This is a genomic window from Streptomyces sp. DSM 120436 (assembly GCF_055778765.1).
In genome coordinates, this window is the sequence record NZ_JBSKBS010000001.1 from 1,783,952 (window position 1) to 1,803,382 (window position 19,431).

The 19,431-nt window shown below is 73.7% G+C and carries 18 protein-coding genes and 2 pseudogenes; 10 read left to right on the forward strand and 10 right to left on the reverse strand.

From position 1 onward, the window contains the following. Positions 1–22: 22 nt before the first annotated feature. Positions 23–844, reverse strand: coding sequence for a DUF3558 domain-containing protein (locus ACWH4W_RS08175; protein WP_473075138.1), 822 nt, complete (start codon positions 842–844; stop codon positions 23–25). A 216-nt stretch (positions 845–1,060) separates the two neighbouring features. Here ACWH4W_RS08175 and ACWH4W_RS08180 point away from each other — a divergent pair, with 216 nt between their 5' ends. Both ACWH4W_RS08180 and ACWH4W_RS08185 read left to right on the forward strand, forming a co-directional pair. Then, positions 1,061–2,254, forward strand: coding sequence for an RtcB family protein (locus ACWH4W_RS08180; protein WP_473075139.1), 1,194 nt, complete (start codon positions 1,061–1,063; stop codon positions 2,252–2,254). A 93-nt stretch (positions 2,255–2,347) separates the two neighbouring features. Continuing rightward, positions 2,348–2,596 (forward strand): annotated as a pseudogene (locus ACWH4W_RS08185) (DapH/DapD/GlmU-related protein); the annotation flags it as partial. Between the two features lie 251 nt (positions 2,597–2,847). On the opposite strand, the gene ACWH4W_RS08190 reads toward ACWH4W_RS08185, so the two are convergent. The 5 genes from ACWH4W_RS08190 to ACWH4W_RS08210 form a co-directional block, all read right to left on the reverse strand. Then, positions 2,848–3,198, reverse strand: a complete 351-nt coding sequence (locus ACWH4W_RS08190; protein WP_473075140.1) for a hypothetical protein — start codon at positions 3,196–3,198, stop codon at positions 2,848–2,850. 173 nt (positions 3,199–3,371) lie between these two features. Beyond that, a complete protein-coding gene (locus ACWH4W_RS08195) occupies positions 3,372–3,935 on the reverse strand; it encodes a dihydrofolate reductase family protein (protein ID WP_473075141.1) in 564 nt (187 codons plus the stop codon). A gap of 98 nt (positions 3,936–4,033) precedes the next feature. Further along, the gene (locus ACWH4W_RS08200) at positions 4,034–4,189 is read right to left on the reverse strand and encodes a hypothetical protein (protein ID WP_473075142.1); all 156 of its coding nucleotides are present in this window, start codon (positions 4,187–4,189) and stop codon (positions 4,034–4,036) included. After that, positions 4,186–4,965, reverse strand: coding sequence for an SDR family NAD(P)-dependent oxidoreductase (locus ACWH4W_RS08205; RefSeq protein WP_473075143.1), 780 nt, complete (start codon positions 4,963–4,965; stop codon positions 4,186–4,188). The genes ACWH4W_RS08200 and ACWH4W_RS08205 overlap by 4 nt, the downstream gene beginning before the upstream one ends. Before the next feature lie 155 nt (positions 4,966–5,120). After that, positions 5,121–5,456, reverse strand: coding sequence for a YnfA family protein (locus ACWH4W_RS08210; RefSeq protein WP_473075144.1), 336 nt, complete (start codon positions 5,454–5,456; stop codon positions 5,121–5,123). Between the two features lie 173 nt (positions 5,457–5,629). Between ACWH4W_RS08210 and ACWH4W_RS08215 the strand changes: the two genes are divergently transcribed. From ACWH4W_RS08215 to ACWH4W_RS08250, 8 genes and pseudogenes are all read left to right on the forward strand, one after another. Continuing rightward, positions 5,630–6,082 (forward strand): MarR family winged helix-turn-helix transcriptional regulator, encoded by a 453-nt coding sequence (locus tag ACWH4W_RS08215; RefSeq protein WP_473077445.1) that lies wholly within the window; start codon positions 5,630–5,632, stop codon positions 6,080–6,082. Positions 6,083–6,218: 136 nt separating this feature from the next. Next, positions 6,219–7,328, forward strand: coding sequence for an LLM class flavin-dependent oxidoreductase (locus tag ACWH4W_RS08220; protein WP_473075145.1), 1,110 nt, complete (start codon positions 6,219–6,221; stop codon positions 7,326–7,328). Continuing rightward, a pseudogene (locus ACWH4W_RS08225) lies at positions 7,325–7,900 on the forward strand (CE1759 family FMN reductase); the annotation flags it as partial. The gene ACWH4W_RS08220 and the pseudogene ACWH4W_RS08225, both read left to right, overlap by 4 nt. A 640-nt stretch (positions 7,901–8,540) precedes the next feature. Then, a complete protein-coding gene (locus ACWH4W_RS08230) occupies positions 8,541–9,269 on the forward strand; it encodes a response regulator transcription factor (protein WP_473075146.1) in 729 nt (242 codons plus the stop codon). Beyond that, positions 9,270–10,703 (forward strand): HAMP domain-containing sensor histidine kinase, encoded by a 1,434-nt coding sequence (locus tag ACWH4W_RS08235; RefSeq protein ID WP_473075147.1) that lies wholly within the window; start codon positions 9,270–9,272, stop codon positions 10,701–10,703. A gap of 334 nt (positions 10,704–11,037) precedes the next feature. Beyond that, entirely contained in the window at positions 11,038–12,303 is a 1,266-nt protein-coding gene (locus ACWH4W_RS08240; RefSeq protein ID WP_473075148.1) for an ArgE/DapE family deacylase, read from the forward strand. Positions 12,304–12,354: 51 nt separating this feature from the next. Next, entirely contained in the window at positions 12,355–13,062 is a 708-nt protein-coding gene (locus tag ACWH4W_RS08245) for an AAA family ATPase (RefSeq protein ID WP_473075149.1), read from the forward strand. Positions 13,063–13,265: 203 nt separating this feature from the next. Continuing rightward, the gene (locus ACWH4W_RS08250; RefSeq protein ID WP_473075150.1) at positions 13,266–15,221 is read left to right on the forward strand and encodes a sigma-70 family RNA polymerase sigma factor; all 1,956 of its coding nucleotides are present in this window, start codon (positions 13,266–13,268) and stop codon (positions 15,219–15,221) included. Here the strand turns inward: ACWH4W_RS08250 and ACWH4W_RS08255 are convergent. From ACWH4W_RS08255 to ACWH4W_RS08270, 4 genes are all read right to left on the reverse strand, one after another. Next, the gene (locus tag ACWH4W_RS08255) at positions 15,215–15,832 is read right to left on the reverse strand and encodes a VOC family protein (RefSeq protein ID WP_473075151.1); all 618 of its coding nucleotides are present in this window, start codon (positions 15,830–15,832) and stop codon (positions 15,215–15,217) included. The two genes, ACWH4W_RS08250 and ACWH4W_RS08255, sit on opposite strands and share 7 nt — an antisense overlap. A 75-nt stretch (positions 15,833–15,907) precedes the next feature. Next, a complete protein-coding gene (locus ACWH4W_RS08260; RefSeq protein ID WP_473075152.1) occupies positions 15,908–17,413 on the reverse strand; it encodes a SulP family inorganic anion transporter in 1,506 nt (501 codons plus the stop codon). Between the two features lie 471 nt (positions 17,414–17,884). Next, positions 17,885–18,370 (reverse strand): DUF4396 domain-containing protein, encoded by a 486-nt coding sequence (locus tag ACWH4W_RS08265; RefSeq protein WP_473075153.1) that lies wholly within the window; start codon positions 18,368–18,370, stop codon positions 17,885–17,887. Between the two features lie 113 nt (positions 18,371–18,483). Further along, entirely contained in the window at positions 18,484–19,362 is an 879-nt protein-coding gene (locus ACWH4W_RS08270) for an alpha/beta fold hydrolase (protein ID WP_473075154.1), read from the reverse strand. Positions 19,363–19,431 lie beyond the last annotated feature (69 nt).

Below are 19,431 nucleotides of genomic sequence, written 5' to 3' on the forward strand. Positions count from 1 at the left end.
GTGAGGGGGCGGTGAAGCAGGGTCAGCCGCCCAGCGAGCCGGACAGCTCGGCGGCCAGTTTCCGCGCCCTGTCCTGCATTTCCTTGCTGTCCGGGACGGTGCCGACGGTCACCGGCTGCTCCGCGTACTCGATGGTCACGATGACGTTGGACGTGCGGAACGCCACAGTGACGGTGCGCTCCTGGACGGTCGAACCGGAACTGCTGAGCGCGTCGTCGAGGAACGCCTCGTCACCCAGATCCTCCAGGACCCGCGGCTGGAGCTCGGACGGGGAGACCGAGGGCGACGCGGTGGACGAGGGCGAACCGGGCGCCGACGGCGACCCGCCGGGAGCCGCGGGACCCGTCGTGCCCGAGCCGGACGGGGAGGGGGAGCCGGAGCCCGTCACCGCCGGCTCGGGAAGCCCCGCCGCCGTCCGCTTGCGCGCGAACAGCTCCTCGGCCCGGGCGTCGTCGCTGACCGCGTGGTCGTAGGAGACGACCCGTTCGAAGTCGACCAGCAGGCGGTCGGTCGCCGCGAGCGACTCCACCTTCCAGCGGCAGCCCACCTTGCGGTCGGTGTCGTAGGTGAGCGTCGCCTCGCCCGCGTACGCCTTCTCCCGCTGCTGCTCGTCCGTCAACTCGCCGAGGCCGGGCAGAAGTTCCTCCAGTGTGCGGTCGTCGACCGCACCGCAGGGCTCCGGAAGGGTGGCGTACCGGCCGGGCTGGGCCGCCTGGCTCGCCGCGCCGGCGCTGCCCGGGTTGGAGTCGTCCGCCTGCCCGCCGCTGTCCGAGCCGCCGGTGCAGCCGGCCAGTACGGCCGCCAGGAGCACGGCGACGCCGGGTCCGTACGCCTTGCGCTGCACGGTCCAGGTCCTCTCGACGGTGGGTGCGGGCCGCTGCCCGCCGGGCCTTCCAGTGTCCCCGCTGGTTAATCGCTTGCCGCAGGGGGGAGCCGTTCGCAGACAATGTGTATCGCACGCACTGCCGCGGACGCCGGTCCGTCATCCCTTATCACCGACCTTGGCGCCGGTTTTGCGTTATGAGACTTCTGTTCGTTTTTCCGGGGGAATGGGGACGCCATGTCGTACGTGGAACTGCCGGGCGCGAAGGTGCCGATCCGCATGTGGACGGACCCGGCGACGGTGGAGGAGGGCGCGCTCCGGCAACTGCGCAACGTCACCACCCTGCCCTGGATCAAGGGCCTGGCCGTGATGCCGGACGTGCACTACGGCAAGGGCGCCACGGTCGGCTCGGTCATCGCGATGCGGGGCGCGGTGTGCCCGGCGGCGGTGGGCGTCGACATCGGCTGCGGCATGTCCGCGGTGAAGACGTCCCTGACGGCGAACGACCTGCCCGGCGACCTGTCCCGGCTGCGCTCGAAGGTCGAGCAGGCGATTCCGGTGGGGCGGGGGATGCATGCGGAGCCTGTTGATCTCGGGAAGCTTCATGGACTCGCCACCGCCGGGTGGGACGACTTCTGGAAGCGGTTCGACCGGGTGGCGGAAGCGGTGCGGTTTCGCAGGGACCGGGCGACTGCTCAAATGGGAACCCTTGGTCAGGGGAATCATTTCGTCGAAATTTGCCTAGATGCGTCCGGTTCTGTCTGGCTCATGCTGCACTCCGGATCCCGCAACATCGGCAAGGAGCTCGCCGAGCACCACATCGGTATCGCGCGGAAGCTCCCGCACAACCAGGGCCTGGTCGACCGGGACCTCGCGGTTTTCGTGGCGGACACCCCGCAGATGGCGGCCTACCGCAACGACCTGTTCTGGGCCCAGGAGTACGCCAAGTACAACCGCACGATCATGATGGCGCTCCTGAAGGACGTGATCCGCAAGGAGTTCAAGAAGGCGAAGCCGGTCTTCGAGCCGGAGATCTCCTGCCACCACAACTATGTGGCGGAGGAGCGCTACGAGGGCATGGACCTGCTGGTCACCCGCAAGGGCGCGATCCGTGCGGGCTCCGGCGAGTACGGGATCATCCCGGGGTCGATGGGCACCGGCTCGTACATCGTGAGGGGCCTCGGGAACGCGGCGTCCTTCAACTCCGCGTCGCACGGCGCGGGCCGGCGCATGAGCCGCAACGCGGCCAAGCGGCGCTTCACGGCCAAGGACCTGGCGGAGCAGACCCAAGGCGTGGAGTGCCGCAAGGACTCCGGCGTGGTGGACGAGATCCCGAGCGCCTACAAGCCGATCGAGCAGGTCATCGACCAGCAGCGCGACCTCGTGGAGGTCGTCGCGAAGCTGAAGCAGGTCGTCTGCGTCAAGGGCTGACACAGGGGGCCTCCGGGCGCGGCGGCCGGAGGCCCCTCCAGGGCGGGTCACTGCTCGCTGGGCAGATGATTCCTCCGGAGGCAGCCACGGCCCGAGCCCGGGGAACGGCGGCTGTACCTCACCGGCGCACCCATCGACGTGGCGGAGAATGTGTGGATCGGTGCCGGCGCCACGATCCTGCCCGGCGTCAGCATCGGCCGTGACGCCGTGGTCGCCGCCGGCGCGGTCGTGGCCGATGACGTCCCGCCGGCAAGCCTGGTGACCGGCAGTAAGGCAACCGTGCACCGAAAGGGGAGACGGCCTCTTCGGGGCCACGCAGAGCCCGGCCGTGGGCAGCCGTAGCCACGTCGGAAGCCTGGAGTTTTCCCCGAAGCAACGGGCTCCAGTCCAAGGTGTGAGAGACCCTCCGCTCGCTCCCCGACCCCTTGGAATTGGTCATCGAGTGCCACATCAGGCGACGTTTACCCTGTTGCGACGTGACGTACCGTTCGAATGCCGGCCCGGGCACGAGGTGTTGCAGGCAATGCGGTTGGTAGAACGAGTACGCGCCACGCGAGACCGATAACGCTGAAGCGTGACGCCTGCTGGTTCCACTACCGACGGGCGGTTTCCTGCACGCTGAGCAGCAACCCGTCCTCCATCACGGCAGTCACCACCCGCACGTCCACGACGGAGCCGTCCACGATGTGGCGCTCCAGGAATCGGTACACCTCGGGGGTAATGCTGGTGACTCCCTCAACCTGGATCGACAAGCCGGGCTGGCTGCCGCCCGCACCGCGCAGGGATTCCCTCAGCGTCTCAAGGTCGAGGATCGCTCCACTTGTCGTCACGAGCACGAAGGACTCGTGGTGTGCGCCCAGGAATGCGTCGAGGCTTTCGGCCTCTCCGTCCCTCAGCCACGCAGTCAGCCGGTCATGGTGTCGGGCCAAGAAGTTCTCGCTCATCCCCCAACTGTGGCAGTTGACGCCTACCGTCCGACGGGCAGGGAGCGATAGCGGACCAGGGCGAACGTTGCCCGATACGGCACCAGGTCGGCCGTTCGGCGGCCGTATGGGTGATCGGCCGATGTCCACTCGCGTGAGTCGACTCGGCGAGCAGCCGGCGTTCCCGGCCCCGGCTACCGCTGCACGCGGTGGCGGAGGTACACCACGTTCGGCGTGAGCATGCGGGTCTCGACGAGCTCCAACTGGACGCGGCGCTCGTCGCGGGGGAAGTACGGAGTGCCTCCGCCGAGCAGGACCGGGTGGACCACCGTGCGGTACTCGTCGATCAGGCCTGCCGCGGCCGCCTCGGCGGCGAGTGTCGCCCCGCCGATCGCGATCTCCCCGTCACCCGGCTCCGCCCGCAGCCGCTCGATCTCCTCGGCCGGGCTGCCGGTGGCCAGCCGCGCGGCCCCCCGCACCTCCGTCAGCGTGCGGGAGAAGACCACCTTGGGCAGCGGGTTCCACAGCTCGGTCCACTCGCGCTGCGCGTCGTCGAGCGACGGGTCGTCGGCGGCGGTCTCCCAGTAGAGCATGTCCTCGTACAGCCGCCGGCCGAGCAGATGGACGCCGATTTTCCGGGTCTCGTCGATCCAGAAGCGGAAGACGTCGTCGTCCGGTGCCGACCAGTCGATGCCGCCGTCCGGTCCGGTGATGCAGCCGTCGAGCGAGACGCTCATCGAATAGGTCACGGCGCGCATGGCACGTCCTCCTCGGTCGCGGGGTCCTGTCCCGACAGGAGGACCGCCGCGCGCCGCGGAACTCATCGCCGCGGCCGGGATCCCCGTACGGGAGTCTCCTACTTCGCGTGCGACATCGCGTACATCATCACGAAAGCCACGATGTGGATGCCGAAGAGGAAGTAGCCGAGGTAGATCCACACGTAGCGCTCGCGCTTCTTCTCCAGAGCCAGGCGGCGCCGCTCGCCGTCCGTGGTCCCGCCGTCCGTGGTCACCGTGTCTCCCGGTGCACCTTGGCGTTGGAGGCCTGGGCGCGCGGGCGGACCACCAGCAGGTCGATGTTGACGTGGGACGGGCGGGTCACGGCCCAGGCGATGGTGTCGGCCACGTCGTCCGCCGTGAGGGGCTCGGCGACCCCCTCGTACACCTTGGCCGCCTTCTCCGCGTCGCCGCCGAACCGGGTCAGGGCGAACTCCTCGGTCTTCACCATCCCGGGCGCGATCTCGATCACCCGCACCGGGCGGCCGACGATCTCCAGGCGCAGCGTCTCGGCGAGGACGTGCGCGCCGTGCTTGGCGGCGACGTAGCCCGCGCCGCCCTCGTAGGTGGCGTGCCCGGCGGTGGAGGAGACCACCACGACCGTGCCGTCGCCGCTCGCGTCCAGCTTGGGCAGCAGGGCCTGGGTGAGGTTGAGGGTGCCGATGACGTTGGTCTCGTACATCGTGCGCCAGTCCTGGGGGTCGCCGGTGGCGACCGGGTCCGCGCCGAGGGCGCCGCCCGCGTTGTTGACCAGCACGCCGACGGTGCGGAACGCGGTGGCGAACTCGTCGACGGCGGCACGGTCGGTGACGTCCAGCGGGTACGCCGTCGCCGAGTGCCCGGCCGCGGTCAGTTCCTCGGCGAGCGCCTCGATGCGGTCCGCGCGGCGGGCGGTGAGGACGACGCGGTAGCCGGCCTCGGCCAGCCGGCGCGCGGTCGCGGCGCCGATTCCGCTGCTCGCCCCCGTGACGACGGCGATGCGGGACGCGGCGGGCGGTACGGCGGTGGCCATGGGCTGCTCCTCGGGGCGGGCGGTGGCGGGGCGGTCGGGCGTCGGACGGTCGGCGCGGGCGCACACCGCGGGGGACGGGCCGCGCGGGACGGGCCGCGCCCGGTCAGCATATTGCGGGGGCGGGAGGAGGCCGGGCGGGCCCTCGGAGGCCCGCGTCAGCCGTTGCGCGGGGCCCACACGATGAGGGCCATGCCGGCGAGGCAGACCAGCGCGCCGGCGATGTCCCAGCGGTCCGGGCGGTAGCCGTCGGCGATCGCGCCCCACAGGATCGACCCGGCGACGAAGATGCCGCCGTACGCGGCGAGCACCCGGCCGAAGTGGGCGTCGGGCTGGAAGGTGGCCACGAAGCCGTACGCGCCGAGGGCGAGGACCCCGCCGGCCGCCCACATCCAGCCGCGGTGTTCGCGGACGCCCTGCCAGACCAGCCACGCGCCGCCGATCTCCAGGATCGCGGCGAGGACGAACAGGGCGGCGGAGCGGAGGATCAGCATGCCCGCAGCTTCGCACGGGCCGCCCGTGTCACCTGTTGGAGGGCGCCTGCGACGGTGCGGGCCCGGGGATACATGCCCCCGTGACGGACGCAGCGGACGGACGGGTCAGGGGCGCGACGACGGCGGGGGCGCCGGGGGAGGCGGGGGCGCCGGGGGAGGCGCGGTCACGGCTGATGGCCGAGCTGGCCGTGGTGGCGCGGCGGTACGTGGCGTCGTACGCGCTGTTCAACCAGGCGCTCGCCGACCGGCTGGGGCTGCACCCGACCGACCTGCAGTGCCTGAGCCTGCTCACCCTGGAGTCCGGCCCGGTGACGACCGGGCGGATCGCGGAGCTGACCGGGCTGACCACCGGGTCGGCGACGCGGCTGGTGGACCGGCTGGAGCGGGCGGGGTACGTGGTCCGGGAGCGGGACGCGGGCGACCGGCGGCTGGTGCTGGTCGCACCGGTGCCGGAGCGGGCCGTCGAGGTGGCGCGGGTGTGGGAGCGGGTCGGGGGCGGCTGGTTCGCGCTCTTCGACGACCTGGACGACGGCGAGCTGGCGCTGTTCATCGAGCACATGCGGCGCACCACGGAGTACGGCGCCGAGCAGGCGGCCCGGCTGCGGGCGGGGGAGCCGGTGCCGTAGGGGCGCGGGGTCGGTGGGGATGCGGGGGCGCGGTCGTGGGGTCGTGAGGCCGTTTTCGGACAGGTGGAATAGGACGGGGCGGAGGGCCGTTCCAGAGGTATAGTTGAACCGTCAACAAACTGGAAGGTGAGCGGCCATGCAGTTCGGGATCTTCAGCGTCGGGGACGTCACCCCCGACCCGACGACGGGGCGCACGCCGACCGAGCGCGAGCGGATCAAGGCCATGGTCGCCATCGCGCTGAAGGCCGAGGAAGTGGGCCTGGACGTGTTCGCGACCGGGGAGCACCACAACCCGCCGTTCGTGCCGTCCTCGCCGACCACCATGCTCGGCTACATCGCGGCCCGCACCGAGCGGCTGCTGCTGTCCACCTCCACCACGCTGATCACCACCAACGACCCGGTGAAGATCGCCGAGGACTACGCGATGCTGCAGCACCTGGCCGACGGCCGGGTGGACCTGATGATGGGCCGCGGCAACACCGGCCCGGTCTACCCCTGGTTCGGCCAGGACATCCGCCAGGGCATCAACCTCGCCATCGAGAACTACGCCCTGCTGCACCGGTTGTGGCGCGAGGACGTCGTCGACTGGGAGGGACGCTTCCGCACCCCGCTCCAGGGGTTCACCTCCACGCCCCGCCCGCTGGACGGCGTGCCGCCGTTCGTCTGGCACGGGTCCATCCGCTCGCCGGAGATCGCCGAGCAGGCCGCGTACTACGGCGACGGCTTCTTCCACAACAACATCTTCTGGCCGGCCGACCACACCAAGCGGATGGTCGAGCTGTACCGGACCCGGTACGCCCACTACGGGCACGGCACCCCCGAGCAGGCGATCGTCGGGCTCGGCGGGCAGGTGTTCATGCGGAGGAACTCGCAGGACGCGGTGCGGGAGTTCCGGCCGTACTTCGACGTCGCGCCGGTGTACGGGCACGGGCCCTCGCTGGAGGAGTTCACCGCGCAGACGCCGCTGACCGTGGGATCCCCGCAGCAGGTCATCGAGCGGACGCTGTCCTTCCGCGAGTACGCCGGCGACTACCAGCGCCAGCTCTTCCTGATGGACCACGCGGGCCTGCCGCTGAAGACGGTGCTGGAGCAGCTCGACCTGCTCGGGGAGGAGGTCGTGCCGGTGCTGCGCAAGGAGTTCGCGAAGAACCGGCCGGCGGACGTGCCGGAGGCGCCGACCCACGCCTCGCGGCTGGCCGCGGTGCGGAGGGCCGCCACCGCCGGGGAGGAAGGGGCGCGGGCATGAGCATCGTCGTCGTGTCGGCCGGGCTGAGCGTGCCGTCGTCCACGCGGCTGCTGGGCGACCGGCTCGCCGAGGCCGCATCGGCCGTCCTCGGGCAGGCCGACGTCCGGGTGATCGAGCTGCGGGACCTCGCCGTGGAGATCGCGCACGTCTTCACCAACGGCTTCCCCGGGCCGGGACTGTCGGACGCGTTCGACGCGGTGACCGGGGCGGACGCGCTGATCGTGGTCACGCCGGTGTTCTCGGCGTCGTACAGCGGGCTGTTCAAGTCCTTCTTCGACGCGCTGAGCGCCACCGACCCGGAGGCGCTGACCGGCACGCCGGTCCTGATCGCGGCGACGGGCGGCAGCGCGCGTCACTCGCTGGTCCTCGACCACGCGCTGCGCCCGCTCTTCTCCCACCTCCGCGCGGTCGTCGTCCCGACCGGCGTCTACGCGGCCTCGGAGGACTGGGGCGCGGAGGGACTGAACGCCCGCATCAGGCGGGCGGCGGCCGAACTGGCCGCGCTGACGGCCACCACGCCGGCGGCCCGGTCCCGGTCCCGGCCCCTGCCCCGACAGACGGCTCCGGCCGACCGCCCCCGGCCGCGGCGGGACGCGGTGCCCGGCGGTTCGGGGGCGCGGCGGGACGGTGTTCCGGGCCGTGGTGCGGGTGTGGTGGACGGGCGTCCGGCGCCTGAGTCGGAAGCCGTGCCCGGTGGTTCGGGGGCGCGGCGGGACGGTGTTCCGGGCCGTGGTGCGGGTGCGGCGGACGGGCGTCCGGCGCCTGAGTCGGAAGCCGTGCCCGGTGGTTCGGGGGCGCGGCGGGACGGTGTTCCGGGCCGTGGTGCGGGTGTGGTGGACGGGCGTCCGGCGCCTGAGTCGGAAGCCGTGCCCGGTGGTCCGGGGGCGCGGCGGGACGGTGTTCCGGGCCGTGGTGCGGGTGTGGTGGACGGGCGTCCGGCGCCTGAGTCGGAAGCCGTGCCCGGTGGTCCGGGGGCGCGGCGGGTCTCCTCCGGCCGGGAACCGGACGGTCAGGGCGGCGCGGCGGCCCGGCAAGGGGCGGTCGGCGGCGCGCCCCTCCCCAAGCGGGACTCGTTCGAGCACGTGACCCCCTTCGAGGAACGGCTCGCCGCGCTGCGTCCCGGCGGGTGAGACCGGGGTAAGTCCCGGCGGGTGAGACCGGGGCAAAGCGAGCGGGAGGCCGTGCGGCCCGCCGGGTTGGCACACTGGGCGGGTGCCGCACACCGTTCTGCTCGCCGAAGACGACCGCGCCATCCGCAACGCGCTGGAGCGTGCGCTGACCCTGGAGGGCTACCGCGTCACGGCCGTCGCCGACGGCGTCGAGGCCCTCGCGCAGGCCCGCCGCGGCCGGCCCGACGTGCTGGTGCTCGACGTGATGATGCCCGGCATCGACGGACTCCAGGTGTGCCGGGCGCTGCGCGCCGAGGGCGACCGCACCCCGGTGCTGATGCTGACCGCGCTGGTGGAGACCGCCGACCGGATCGCCGGCCTGGACGCGGGCGCCGACGACTACGTCGTCAAGCCGTTCGACGTCGAGGAGGTCTTCGCCCGGCTCCGCGCCCTCCTGCGCCGCGCGGCCCCCGCGCCCGCGGAGTCCGAGCGGGCCGCCCAGGAGTCCGGAGCCGCGTCGGCGCCGTCCGGGCGCCACCTGGAGGCGGCCGGGCTGCGCATGGACCCGCAGGCCCGCCGGGTCTGGCGCGGCGACCGCGAACTGGAGCTGACCCGCACCGAGTTCGAGCTGCTGGAACTGCTGATCCGCAATGCCGGCGTGGTCCTCGAACACTCCGCCGTCTACGACCGCATCTGGGGCTACGACTTCGGCCCCGGCTCCAAGAACCTCGCCGTCTACGTCGGCTACCTGCGCCGCAAGCTCGACGAGCCCGGCGCCCCGCAGCTCATCCACACGGTGCGCGGGGTGGGCTACGTCCTGCGGGAGGGCTGAGTGGCCGCCGACGGCGGTGCGCACGGACCGTCCGTCCCGCGTCACCGGCTGCGCCTGCTGTCGCTGGGCACCACCTTCGCCGTGGCGTTCGCGGCGGTGACCGCCACCGTCACGCTGCTGGTCGGCTTCCTGTCGTACACCGCGGCCGCGCGGCTGGTGCGGGTGGACCAGCAGTCCGTGTTCGACGAGGTGGTGCGGGACCTGAGCGGCGAGGTCCGGGCGAACCGGATGACGCCGCACGACTTCTCCTCCGCCGCGCCCGGCCACGACCTGGTGCGTCCCGCCCGTACCGACGTGCAGGTGCTCGGGCCGGACGGCGGGATCGTCGACCCGGGCGACCCCGGACTGCCCGTGGTGGACGCCGACCGCCGGATCGCGGGCGCCGTCGCCGCGGGACGCGTGGTCGTGCACGCCGAGGTGGACGTCGGCGACGACGTCTACCGGGTCGCGACCGTCTCCCTCGGCGGTGGCAGGGGCGCGGTGCAGGTCGCGCAGGAGTTCAGCGACACCGAGGACCTGCTGCGCGCGCTGCAGCGGCGCACCTTCCTCCTCATGGCGGCCGTGGTGGTCGCCGCGGGGCTGTTCGGCTGGTGGCTGGCCCGGCGCATCACCCGCCGCCTGGTGGTGCTCACCCACACCGCCGAGGCCGTCGCCCGCACCCGCCGCCTCGGCATCCAGGTGCCGGTCGCCGGCTACGACGAGGTGGGGCGGCTCGGCCGCGCCTTCGACCGGATGCTGGGCAGGCTCGCCCAGTCCGAGGAGGACCAGCGCCGGCTGGTCCAGGACGCCGGGCACGAGCTGCGCACCCCGCTCACCTCGCTGCTGCGCCGTATCGACGAACTCCCGCCGGACAGCCGCGAGGAGCTGGTCACCGACCTCGCCCAGGAGGCGCGGGAGCTGACCGACCTGGTCAACGAGCTGGTCGACCTCGCGGCCGGGCAGTCCGACACGGAGCCGCCGCAGCGGATCGACCTCGCGGACGTCGCCGAGGACGTGGCGGGCCTCGCCCGGCGGCGCACGGGACGGGAGATCGTGGTCCGCGCGAGCGGGGACACCACGACCCACGGGCGGCCCGGCATGCTCACCCGGGCGCTGTCCAACCTGGTGGAGAACGCGGTCAAGTTCGACCGGGAGGGCCGCGCGCCCGTCGAGATCCACGTGGCGGGACCGGCCCGGCCGGGCACGGTACGGGTGGAGGTGCGCGACCGGGGGCCGGGCATCGCCGACGACGACCTGACCCGTGTCTTCGACCGCTTCTACCGCGCCGCCGACGCACGGTCCCTGCCCGGCTCGGGCCTCGGCCTCTCCATCGTCCGCGAGATCGCCCTCGCCCACGGCGGCGCTCCGTACGCCTTCCGCCGCGAGGGCGGCGGCACGGTCACCGGCTTCACGGTGGCCGGGGCGGTGGCGGAACGGGACGACGTGGAGGCGTAGCCGGTCCGCCGGTCATGGGTGCCCGCGTGTCCTCCGGTGCCGTGGGCGGGTGCGCCTCCTCCCGGAGGGACAGCCCGTCGCCGGCCGGGTTCCGGCCCGTCCGGCCTCGGGCCGGTGCTCGACCGCGCTCCGGGCCGGTCGCGGTGGCGGAACGGGACGACCCGGGGGCGTGGCCGGTGCGCGGCGCGGCCCGCCGGCCGGGTCCGCCCGTGCGCCCCCGCACCGTGCGCGGCCCGGTGCGCCGCCCCTCGGAGGCGTAGCCCCTCCCCGGCCGGTGCAGGTATGGAGGCGGGGGCGGTGCCGTGTCCGTCCCCGGGGTGAGGGGAGGGACGGCATGCTGAACGACGAGGAGGCCGCGGCGCTGGCGGCGGTCGACGCGGCGGCGACGGCGCGGACGCTGATGGAGCTGATCTCCGTGCCGAGCGTCACGGGGAGCGCCGCCGAGTCCGAGCTGCAGCACCAGCTCGCGGGGCGGCTGGAGTGGCTGGGGCTGGACGTGGACCTGTGGTCGATGGACCTGCCCGCACTGCGCGCCGAGCCGGACTTCCCCGGCACGGAGGCGCCGCGCGAGGAGGCGTGGGGGCTGGTCGGCACCACGCCCGACGGGGGCGACGGGCCGACGCTGATCCTCCAGGGCCACGTCGACGTCGTACCGCCGGGGGACCTGGCCGCGTGGGACGGGGACCCGTTCGTGCCGCGGGTGACGGGGGACCTGGTGCACGGGCGCGGGGCGTGCGACATGAAGGCCGGACTCGCGGCGCACCTCGCCGCGCTCGCCGCGATACGGGCGGCCGGGATACGGCTGCGCGGCCGGGTCGCCGTGCACTGCGTGGTCGGCGAGGAGGACGGCGGCCTCGGCGCGTTCGGCACGCTGCGGCGCGGTCACACCGGTGACGCCTGCGTCATCGCCGAACCCACCGCCGGCACCCTGATCACCGCCAACGCGGGCGCGCTGACGTTCCGGATCACCGTGCCCGGACGGGCCGCGCACGGCAGCACGCGGGAGAAGGGCGTCAGCGCCGTGGACGCCTACCTGCCGCTGCACCGGGCGCTGGCCGCGCTGGAGGAGGAGCGGAACCGGGACCCGGACCCGCTGCTCGCCGAGTACCCGATCCCCTATGGCCTGTCGGTGGGCACGCTGCGGGCCGGGGACTGGGCCAGCAGCGTGCCCGATCTGCTGGTCGCCGAGGGCAGGTTCGGCGTGCGGCTCGGCGAGGACCCGGCGGACGCGCGCGCCGCGCTGGAGCGGTGCGTGGCCGAGGCGTGCGCCGCCGACCCCTGGCTGCGCGACCGTCCGGCCACGGTGACCTGGCCGGGCGGGCAGTTCGCGAGCGGCATGCTGCCCGAGGGCCACCCCCTCGCGGACGTGGTCGGCGCCGCGCACGCCGACGCGACGGGCGGGCCCGTGCCCCGGCGGCGGGGGGCCACGTACGGCAGCGACCTGCGGCACTACACCGGCGCCGGGATACCGGCCCTGCAGTACGGTCCGGGCGACATCGCCGTGGCCCACAGCGCACGGGAGCACGTCGGCGTGCGGGAGGTGGTGGAGGCGGCGCGGACCCTGGTGCTGACGGTGCTGCGGACGGTGGGCACGAAGTGAGCGGGCGGGGGCGGGCCGTCCACCGGACCACGCCGTGACAGACTCGACCCCGTGATCATCGAACGTGCGTACGCCCATGTGGACGCGTACGACGCGGGGGAGTGGCCCTGGTCGGTCCCGTGCGTCCGCGCGCTCCTCGACGACGGCCTGCGGTTCACCGCCCCGGTGACCTTCGTCGTCGGAGAGAACGGCTCCGGCAAGTCGACCCTGGTCGAGGCGCTCGCCGAGGGCTTCGGCCTGGACCCCTGGGGCGGCTCGCACGAGTGGCGGTACGCCAGCCACCGCGCCAAGTCGGTCCTGGGTGAGCGCATCCGCTTCGACGCGGCCCCCCACGGCCGTCGGATGCTCACCTCCTGGTCCGCCCGCCAGGGCTTCTTCCTGCGCGCCGAGACCGCCCTGGACGCGCTGGACCGGGAGGGCCTCGCGCCGGACGAGCGCAGCCACGGCGAGGGCTTCCTCGCGGCGTTCCGGAACAAGTTCCTGCGCCCCGGGCTGTACGTCATGGACGAGCCCGAAGCCGCCCTGTCCTTCTCCTCGTGCCTCGAACTGCTCGGTCACATCCACCGGCTGACGAGCGCCGGCGCGCAGGTCGTGTGCGCCACCCACTCCCCGCTGCTGACCGCCCTGCCCGGCGCGGACGTCGTCGAGGTCGGCGACCACGGCATCCGGCGCACCGCCTGGCAGGACCTCGCCCTGGTCGACCACTGGCGCCGCTACCTCGCCGACCCGGCGGCGTACCTGCGGCACGTCCTGGACTGACCCCCGGACCGATTCCCGGAACCGATTCCCGGAACCGATCCCCGGACCGATCCCCGGACCGATCCCCGGACGGGTCTCCGGAACCGATCCCCGGACGGGTCTCCGGAACCGATCCCCGGACTTTCCGTTATCCCGCCCCGGCCGGCGGCTCTCCTGTGATGACGGGCAGTCCGGTCCGGGACCGAGAAGGAGCGTGGACGAGCGTGGCAGCGAGCACAACACCCGGCAGGGGACGGGGCGGCGACCCGAACCGCGGGACGGTCGAGGCGGCACGGCGCGGTGACCAGCGCGCCCAGGACGAACTGGTCGCCGCCTGCCTGCCGTTGGTCTACAACATCGTCGGCCGCGCCCTCAACGGGCACCCCGACGTCGACGACGTGGTGCAGGAGACCATGCTGCGCGTCCTCGGCTCCCTGGGCTCGCTGGACGACCCGGCGCGTTTCCGGTCCTGGCTGGTCGCCGTCACCATGAACCAGCTCCGCCACCACTGGCGCGACCACCGTACGGAGCCGCCCCGCTCGGGACTGCACGACGCCCGGGAACTCGCCGATCCGGGCGCCGACTTCGTCGACCTGACGATCGTGCGGCTGGGACTGGAGGGGCAGCGGCGGGAGGTCGCCGAGGCCACCCGCTGGCTGAACCCCGACGACCAGGCGCTGCTGTCCCTGTGGTGGCTGGAAGCGGCGGGCGAGCTGACGCGGGCGGAGGTGGCGGCCGCACTGGAGCTGTCACCGCAGCACGCGGCGGTGCGCGTGCAGCGGATGAAGGCCCAGCTGGAGACGGCACGCCTGGTGGTGCGGGCGCTGTCCGCCCGTCCGCGCTGCGTCCTGCTGGACGACGTGGTGGCGGGCTGGGACCTGACCCCCTCGGCGCTGTGGCGCAAGCGGATCGCCCGTCACGCCCGGGACTGCACGGTCTGCGCGGGCTTCCAGTCCGGTCTGGTCCCGGCAGAGGGCCTGCTCGTCGGGCTGGGCCTGGTCCCGGTCGGCGCGGGCCTGCTCGCGGCTGCCGCCGCGCTCACCGCCTACGGCGCGGGGACCGCGGAGGCGTCACCGGCCGCCTTCACCGGAGAACCGACGGCGACACCCGGGCTGGAGGGGGCGGCGGGCCCGTGGTCTCAGGGGCAGTCGGACGGGGCGGTGGCGTCGTGGTCTCAGCAGGGCCAGCCCGACGGCGCGGTGGGTCCGTGGCCCCAGGGCCAGCCCGGCGGTGCGGCGGCGTCGGCGCCGGGGGAGCGGTCCGACGGTGCGGCGGCGCCGGGGCAGGACGCGGGCCTCGGCGGCATGGCGGCGGCGCCCGGCGGGCCGGAGGGTTCGCGTGGTGACGGGGAGCCCGGCCCGGTGGAGGGGCACGGCGGCCCGGGAACGACGGACGGGGTGGCCGCCGGGCACCGCGGGAGCCGTCGCGCGCGGAGCCGGGAGCGCAGGCGGCGCGGCCGGGCCGTCGCCGCCGCGGCCGCGGTGCTGCTGGTCACCGGAGGGGTGATATCGGGCATCACGATACTCACCCCGGACGACGGCGCGGACCGGGTGCGGGCGGCGCCGACCAGCGGCCCGGAGTCCGCCGCGCCCACCGCCGTGACGTCCGCCCCGCCCGCCGCCACCGCCTCGGCGTCCCGGTCCGCACGGGCCACGCCGTCCGCCGAGGCGTCCCGCTCGCCGAAGGTCTCCGCCACGCCCGGCCCCACGCAGTCCGAGGCACGCCCCGAGCCCGCCCGGACCACGTCGGCGCCCCCGCGGCAGCCCACGCAGCCGCAGCCGGAGCCGGAGGCGGCCCCGCCGGCCCCGCCCGCCGGTCCCGCCGCCCAGGTGCTGGCCCTGACCAACGCGCAGCGGGCGCAGGCGGGCTGCGCTCCCGTGAAGCTCGACGACCGGCTCGCCAGGGCGGCCCAGGCGCACAGCCAGGACATGTCCGCCCACGGCTACTTCTCCCACACCGGCCGCGACGGCAGCAGCTTCGTGGACCGCGCCCGCGCCCAGGGGCACCCGAGCCCGGGCGCCGAGAACATCGCCCGGGGCCAGAGCTCCGCCGCGAGCGTCATGGACGCCTGGATGAACTCGCCCGGACACCGCGCCAACATCCTGAACTGCTCGCTGACCAGCCTGGGCGTCGGCGTGGTCAGCAGTGACTGGACCTGGACCCAGGTCTTCGGTTACTGACCGGCCGCCGCGCAGACGAAGCCGTCCGGGTCGGTGAAGGGGCCGGCCCCGCTGCCGAGGACGATGCGGTGGGAGCCGGCGCCGTCGGCGGAGACGCCCGCGACCTTCGCCAGCGCCCGGCGCTTGTACAGCGACAGCTTCACGGTGCCGGGGTCGCCGGCGAACTCGACGTACCGGCCGCCGAAGCTCTTGCCGACGGTGAGGCCGCGCTCGACGTAGAACCGCTTGGCGGCCTTCACGTCCTCGACGCCGAGCAGCAGCACGATCTCGTCGATCGTCCGGGTGGCCGGGCCGGTGTCCTTCTTCGACGACGTCACCAGTTGCCAGACCGTGCCGTCGGGGGCCTGGACGACGCCGCCGTAGCCCCACAGGGACTTCTCGGCGGGCTTCAGCTCCGTGGCGCCCGCGTCGAGGGCGGCGCGGTGCAGCGCGTCGACGTCGCCGGGCCGGGACGTGACCAGCGACAGGGTGAAGCCGCGGAAGCCGCTCGTGGCCTCGGCGGACTCGCGCAGGCGCACCCGCTCCCGGTCCAGGCCGAAGGCGTCGGAGTAGAAGCGCGCGGCGGCCGTGGGGTCGGCCACCTCCAGCGTGACGGAGTCGATGGAGTTCATGCGGTCGACGGTAGGGCCGCCCCGGCCGCCGGTGCTTCTCGGAAACTGACCGGTCCCCGGGGCGGCGCCGCGCCGTCAGTGACTGCCGGTGAGCTCGCCGCTGAGCGTCTTGTGGATGCGGGCGCTGTGCTCGTTCAGCCCCACGATCTCGACGCTCTTGCCGCGCTGGGCGTACTTCGTCTCGATGGCGTCGAGGGCGGCCACCGTGGAGGCGTCCCAGATGTGGGCGGCGGACAGGTCGATCACCACCCGGTCGGGGTCGGTGGCGTACGAGAACCGGCCGACCAGCTCGTTGGAGGAGGCGAAGAACAGCTCGCCGGTGACCCGGTAGACCACCGTGCCGCCGTCCGGGTCGGTGACCGCGGTGACCTCGGCCAGCCGGGCGACGCGCCGCGCGAACACCACCATCGCGGTGACGGAGCCGACGACGACGCCGACGGCGAGGTTGTGGGTGGCGACCACACAGGCGACGGTGACCAGCATGACGACGGTCTCCCCGAGCGGCATCCGCTTGAGGGTCCTGGGCGCGATCGAGTGCCAGTCGAAGGTGGCCACCGACACCATCACCATGACCGCGACCAGCGCCGCCATCGGGATGTCCGACACGACCGGCCCGAACACGATGCACAGCACCATCAGGAACGCGCCCGCCAGGAACGTCGACAGCCGGGTCCGCGCCCCGGACACCCGCACGTTGATCATCGTCTGGCCGATCATCGCGCAGCCGCCCATGCCGCCGAAGAAGCCGGTGACGATGTTGGCGACGCCCTGCCCGACGGACTCGCGCGTCTTGGAGGAGCGGGTGTCGGTGATGTCGTCGACCAGCTTGGCCGTCATCAGCGACTCCATCAGCCCGACCAGCGCCATGGCGAACGCGTACGGGGCGACGGTGGTCAGCGTGTCGACGGTGAACGGCACGTCCGGCAGCCCCGGCACCGGCAGCGACGACGGCAGGTCGCCCCGGTCGCCGACGGTCGGCACGGCGATCCCGGCCGCGACGGTGATCACGGTGAGGATCACGATGGACACCAGCGGCGCCGGGACCACGGTGGTGAGCTTCGGGAAGAACACCATCATCGCCAGCCCGGCCGCGATCAGCGGATAGACCGGCCACGGCACGTCCGTCATCTCCGGCACCTGCGCCATGAAGATCAGAACGGCCAGGGAGTTCACGAAGCCGACCATCACGCTGCGCGGCACGAACCGCATCAGCTTGGCCACCCCGAGCGCGCCGAGCACGATCTGGAACACGCCGGCGAGGATCACGGCGGCCACCAGGTACCCGAAGCCGTGCTCCCGGTTGAGCGGCGCGATGACGAGGGCGACGGCGCCGGTCGCCGCCGAGATCATGGCGGGCCGGCCGCCGACGACCGCGATCGTCACGGCCATGGTGAACGAGGCGAACAGACCGACCGCCGGGTCGACCCCGGCGATGATCGAGAAGGAGATCGCCTCGGGGATCAGCGCGAGCGCCACGACCAGGCCGCCGAGCACCTCGGTGCGCAGCACCTTCGGGTCGGAGAGCCAGGACGGACGCCGGGAGCCGCGCAGCCAGGCGGACGGGGACGGTGCGGAGGACATGGACAAGGAAGGGGAACCTGTCGTGCTCGGGCGCGCCCAGGGCGGGGCGGGCACGCGGGAGGGCGTGGGACGACCGGGAGACGCGGCCGTACGGCTGGGGGCCGGTGGCCGGGATCAGCGGGCCTGGGGCCCGGGGGCCACGGTGATGCGGCGCGGGAGGTCTCCGGACGCCGCCCGGGGGCGAAGGGTCACGGCGGGAAAGCAGCGGCGCGGGGCATCACGGACATGCGCACGCTCTCTCCTGCGGACTGCGGACTGCGGTCTTCGCCGGGGGCTTCGTCGGCCCCGACACGGCGGACCCGCCCACTCTACCTTCCTGCCCTCCGCCCGCGTTCGGCCTTCTCCCGTGCGGGCGGGGTCCGATGGCCCCGCCCGCCTGGTGTCCCTGTTCGCCCGGTGCCCCCGCCCACCCGTGTTCCCGTTCACCTGCGGGCCGGGCGGGGGCTGACCGGCGTGCCGGCCGGGGCGGGGTCAGTGGTGGGCGTGGACCACCGCGTGACCCTTGCCCCGGCCGATCATCCACTTGTTGACCGGGGTGGTGACCAGGAAGGCGACGGCGAAGCCGCCGAGCAGGGCGTACCAGAACAGGCCCTCGGACAGGTGCGCGTCCAGCGCGCCCGGGGTGAGCGCGATGATGCCGTTGTCGACCAGCTCCATCACCGCGATGGAGACGGTGTCGGCGGCCAGCGCGACCTTCACGGCGGCCTTCGGCGACACCCCGGCGCGCACCACGGCGAAGAGGGTGAAGGAGTAGCCGAAGACGAAGGCCAGGGCGATGGCCAGGATCATCGTGGGCGCGTTGCCCCACATCAGGGACGTGCCGATGACCATGCCGAGGATCTCGCCGACGGCGCAGCCGAGCAGGCAGTGCAGTGTCGCCCGTGCCGCCGTCGACCAGGTCGCGCCGGGCGCGGCACCGTGTGCGGCGCCGGTGTGGTGGTGCGTGGCGTGGTCCATGGACCTCATCCCCTTCGAAGCGTCACGGGGGCGGTGCGTCGTCCCCACGCCTGCCGTAACCACATACCCCCCGGGGGTATTTCCGTGAGGCGCGCCCTTCTGGCCGGGCCCGTTCACCGGATCAGCAGCTCCCGGATCGCCGCCGTGACCTCCTCGGGCGCCTCCTCGGCCATGAAGTGCCCGGCCCTGGTCAGCCGGTGGTCCAGATCCGGCGCCCAGGCCCGCCACACCGCGGCGGCGTCGTAGCCGAGCTGGGCGCCCCAGTCCTGCTGGAGGACCGTCACGGGCATGGCGAGCCGGGTCCCCGCGTCCAGGTCGGCCCGGTCGTGCTCGATGTCGACGCCCGCCGAGGCCCGGTAGTCCGCGACGATCGACGGCACCGCCGCGCGGCTCGCCCGCAGGTACGCGGCGCGCACCTCCGGCGGCAGCGCGTCCGGGCCGGTGGACCAGGCGTCGAGGAACGACCCGAAGAAGGCGTCCGCGCTGCCCGCGATCATCGTCTCCGGCAGACCGGGCGGCTGTGCCATCAGGTACAGGTGGTACGCGACCGCCGCGGAGACGCCGTGCAGGACGTCCCACATGTCGAGCGTCGGCACGACGTCGAGGATGCCGAGGTGCGTGACGGTCTCCGGGTGGTCGAGCCCGGCCCGGAAGGCGACGAGGGCTCCCCGGTCGTGACCGACGAGGGCGAAGCGGTCGTGGCCGAGCGCGGCGGCCAGGGACACGACGTCGGCCGCCATGGTGCGCTTGGCGTACACGCCGGGGGAGTCGGCCGCCGGCTTGTCGCTGGCGCCGTAGCCGCGCAGGTCGGGACAGATCACCGTGTGCTCACCGGCCAGCCGCTCGGCGACGTGCCGCCACATCAGACGGGTCTGGGGAAAACCGTGCAGCAGCACGACGGGGCTGCCGTGCCCGCCGACGGCGGCGGCCAGCTCGACGCCGTCCGCGCCGGGCAGGCGGAGGTGTTCGAAGCCGGGGAGGGTGGGTGTCATGGGATCGGTCCGTCTCTCCAGGTGGTGCAGGACCTGAGCAGCATGGGTCAGGGCGATGAGCAGCGGATC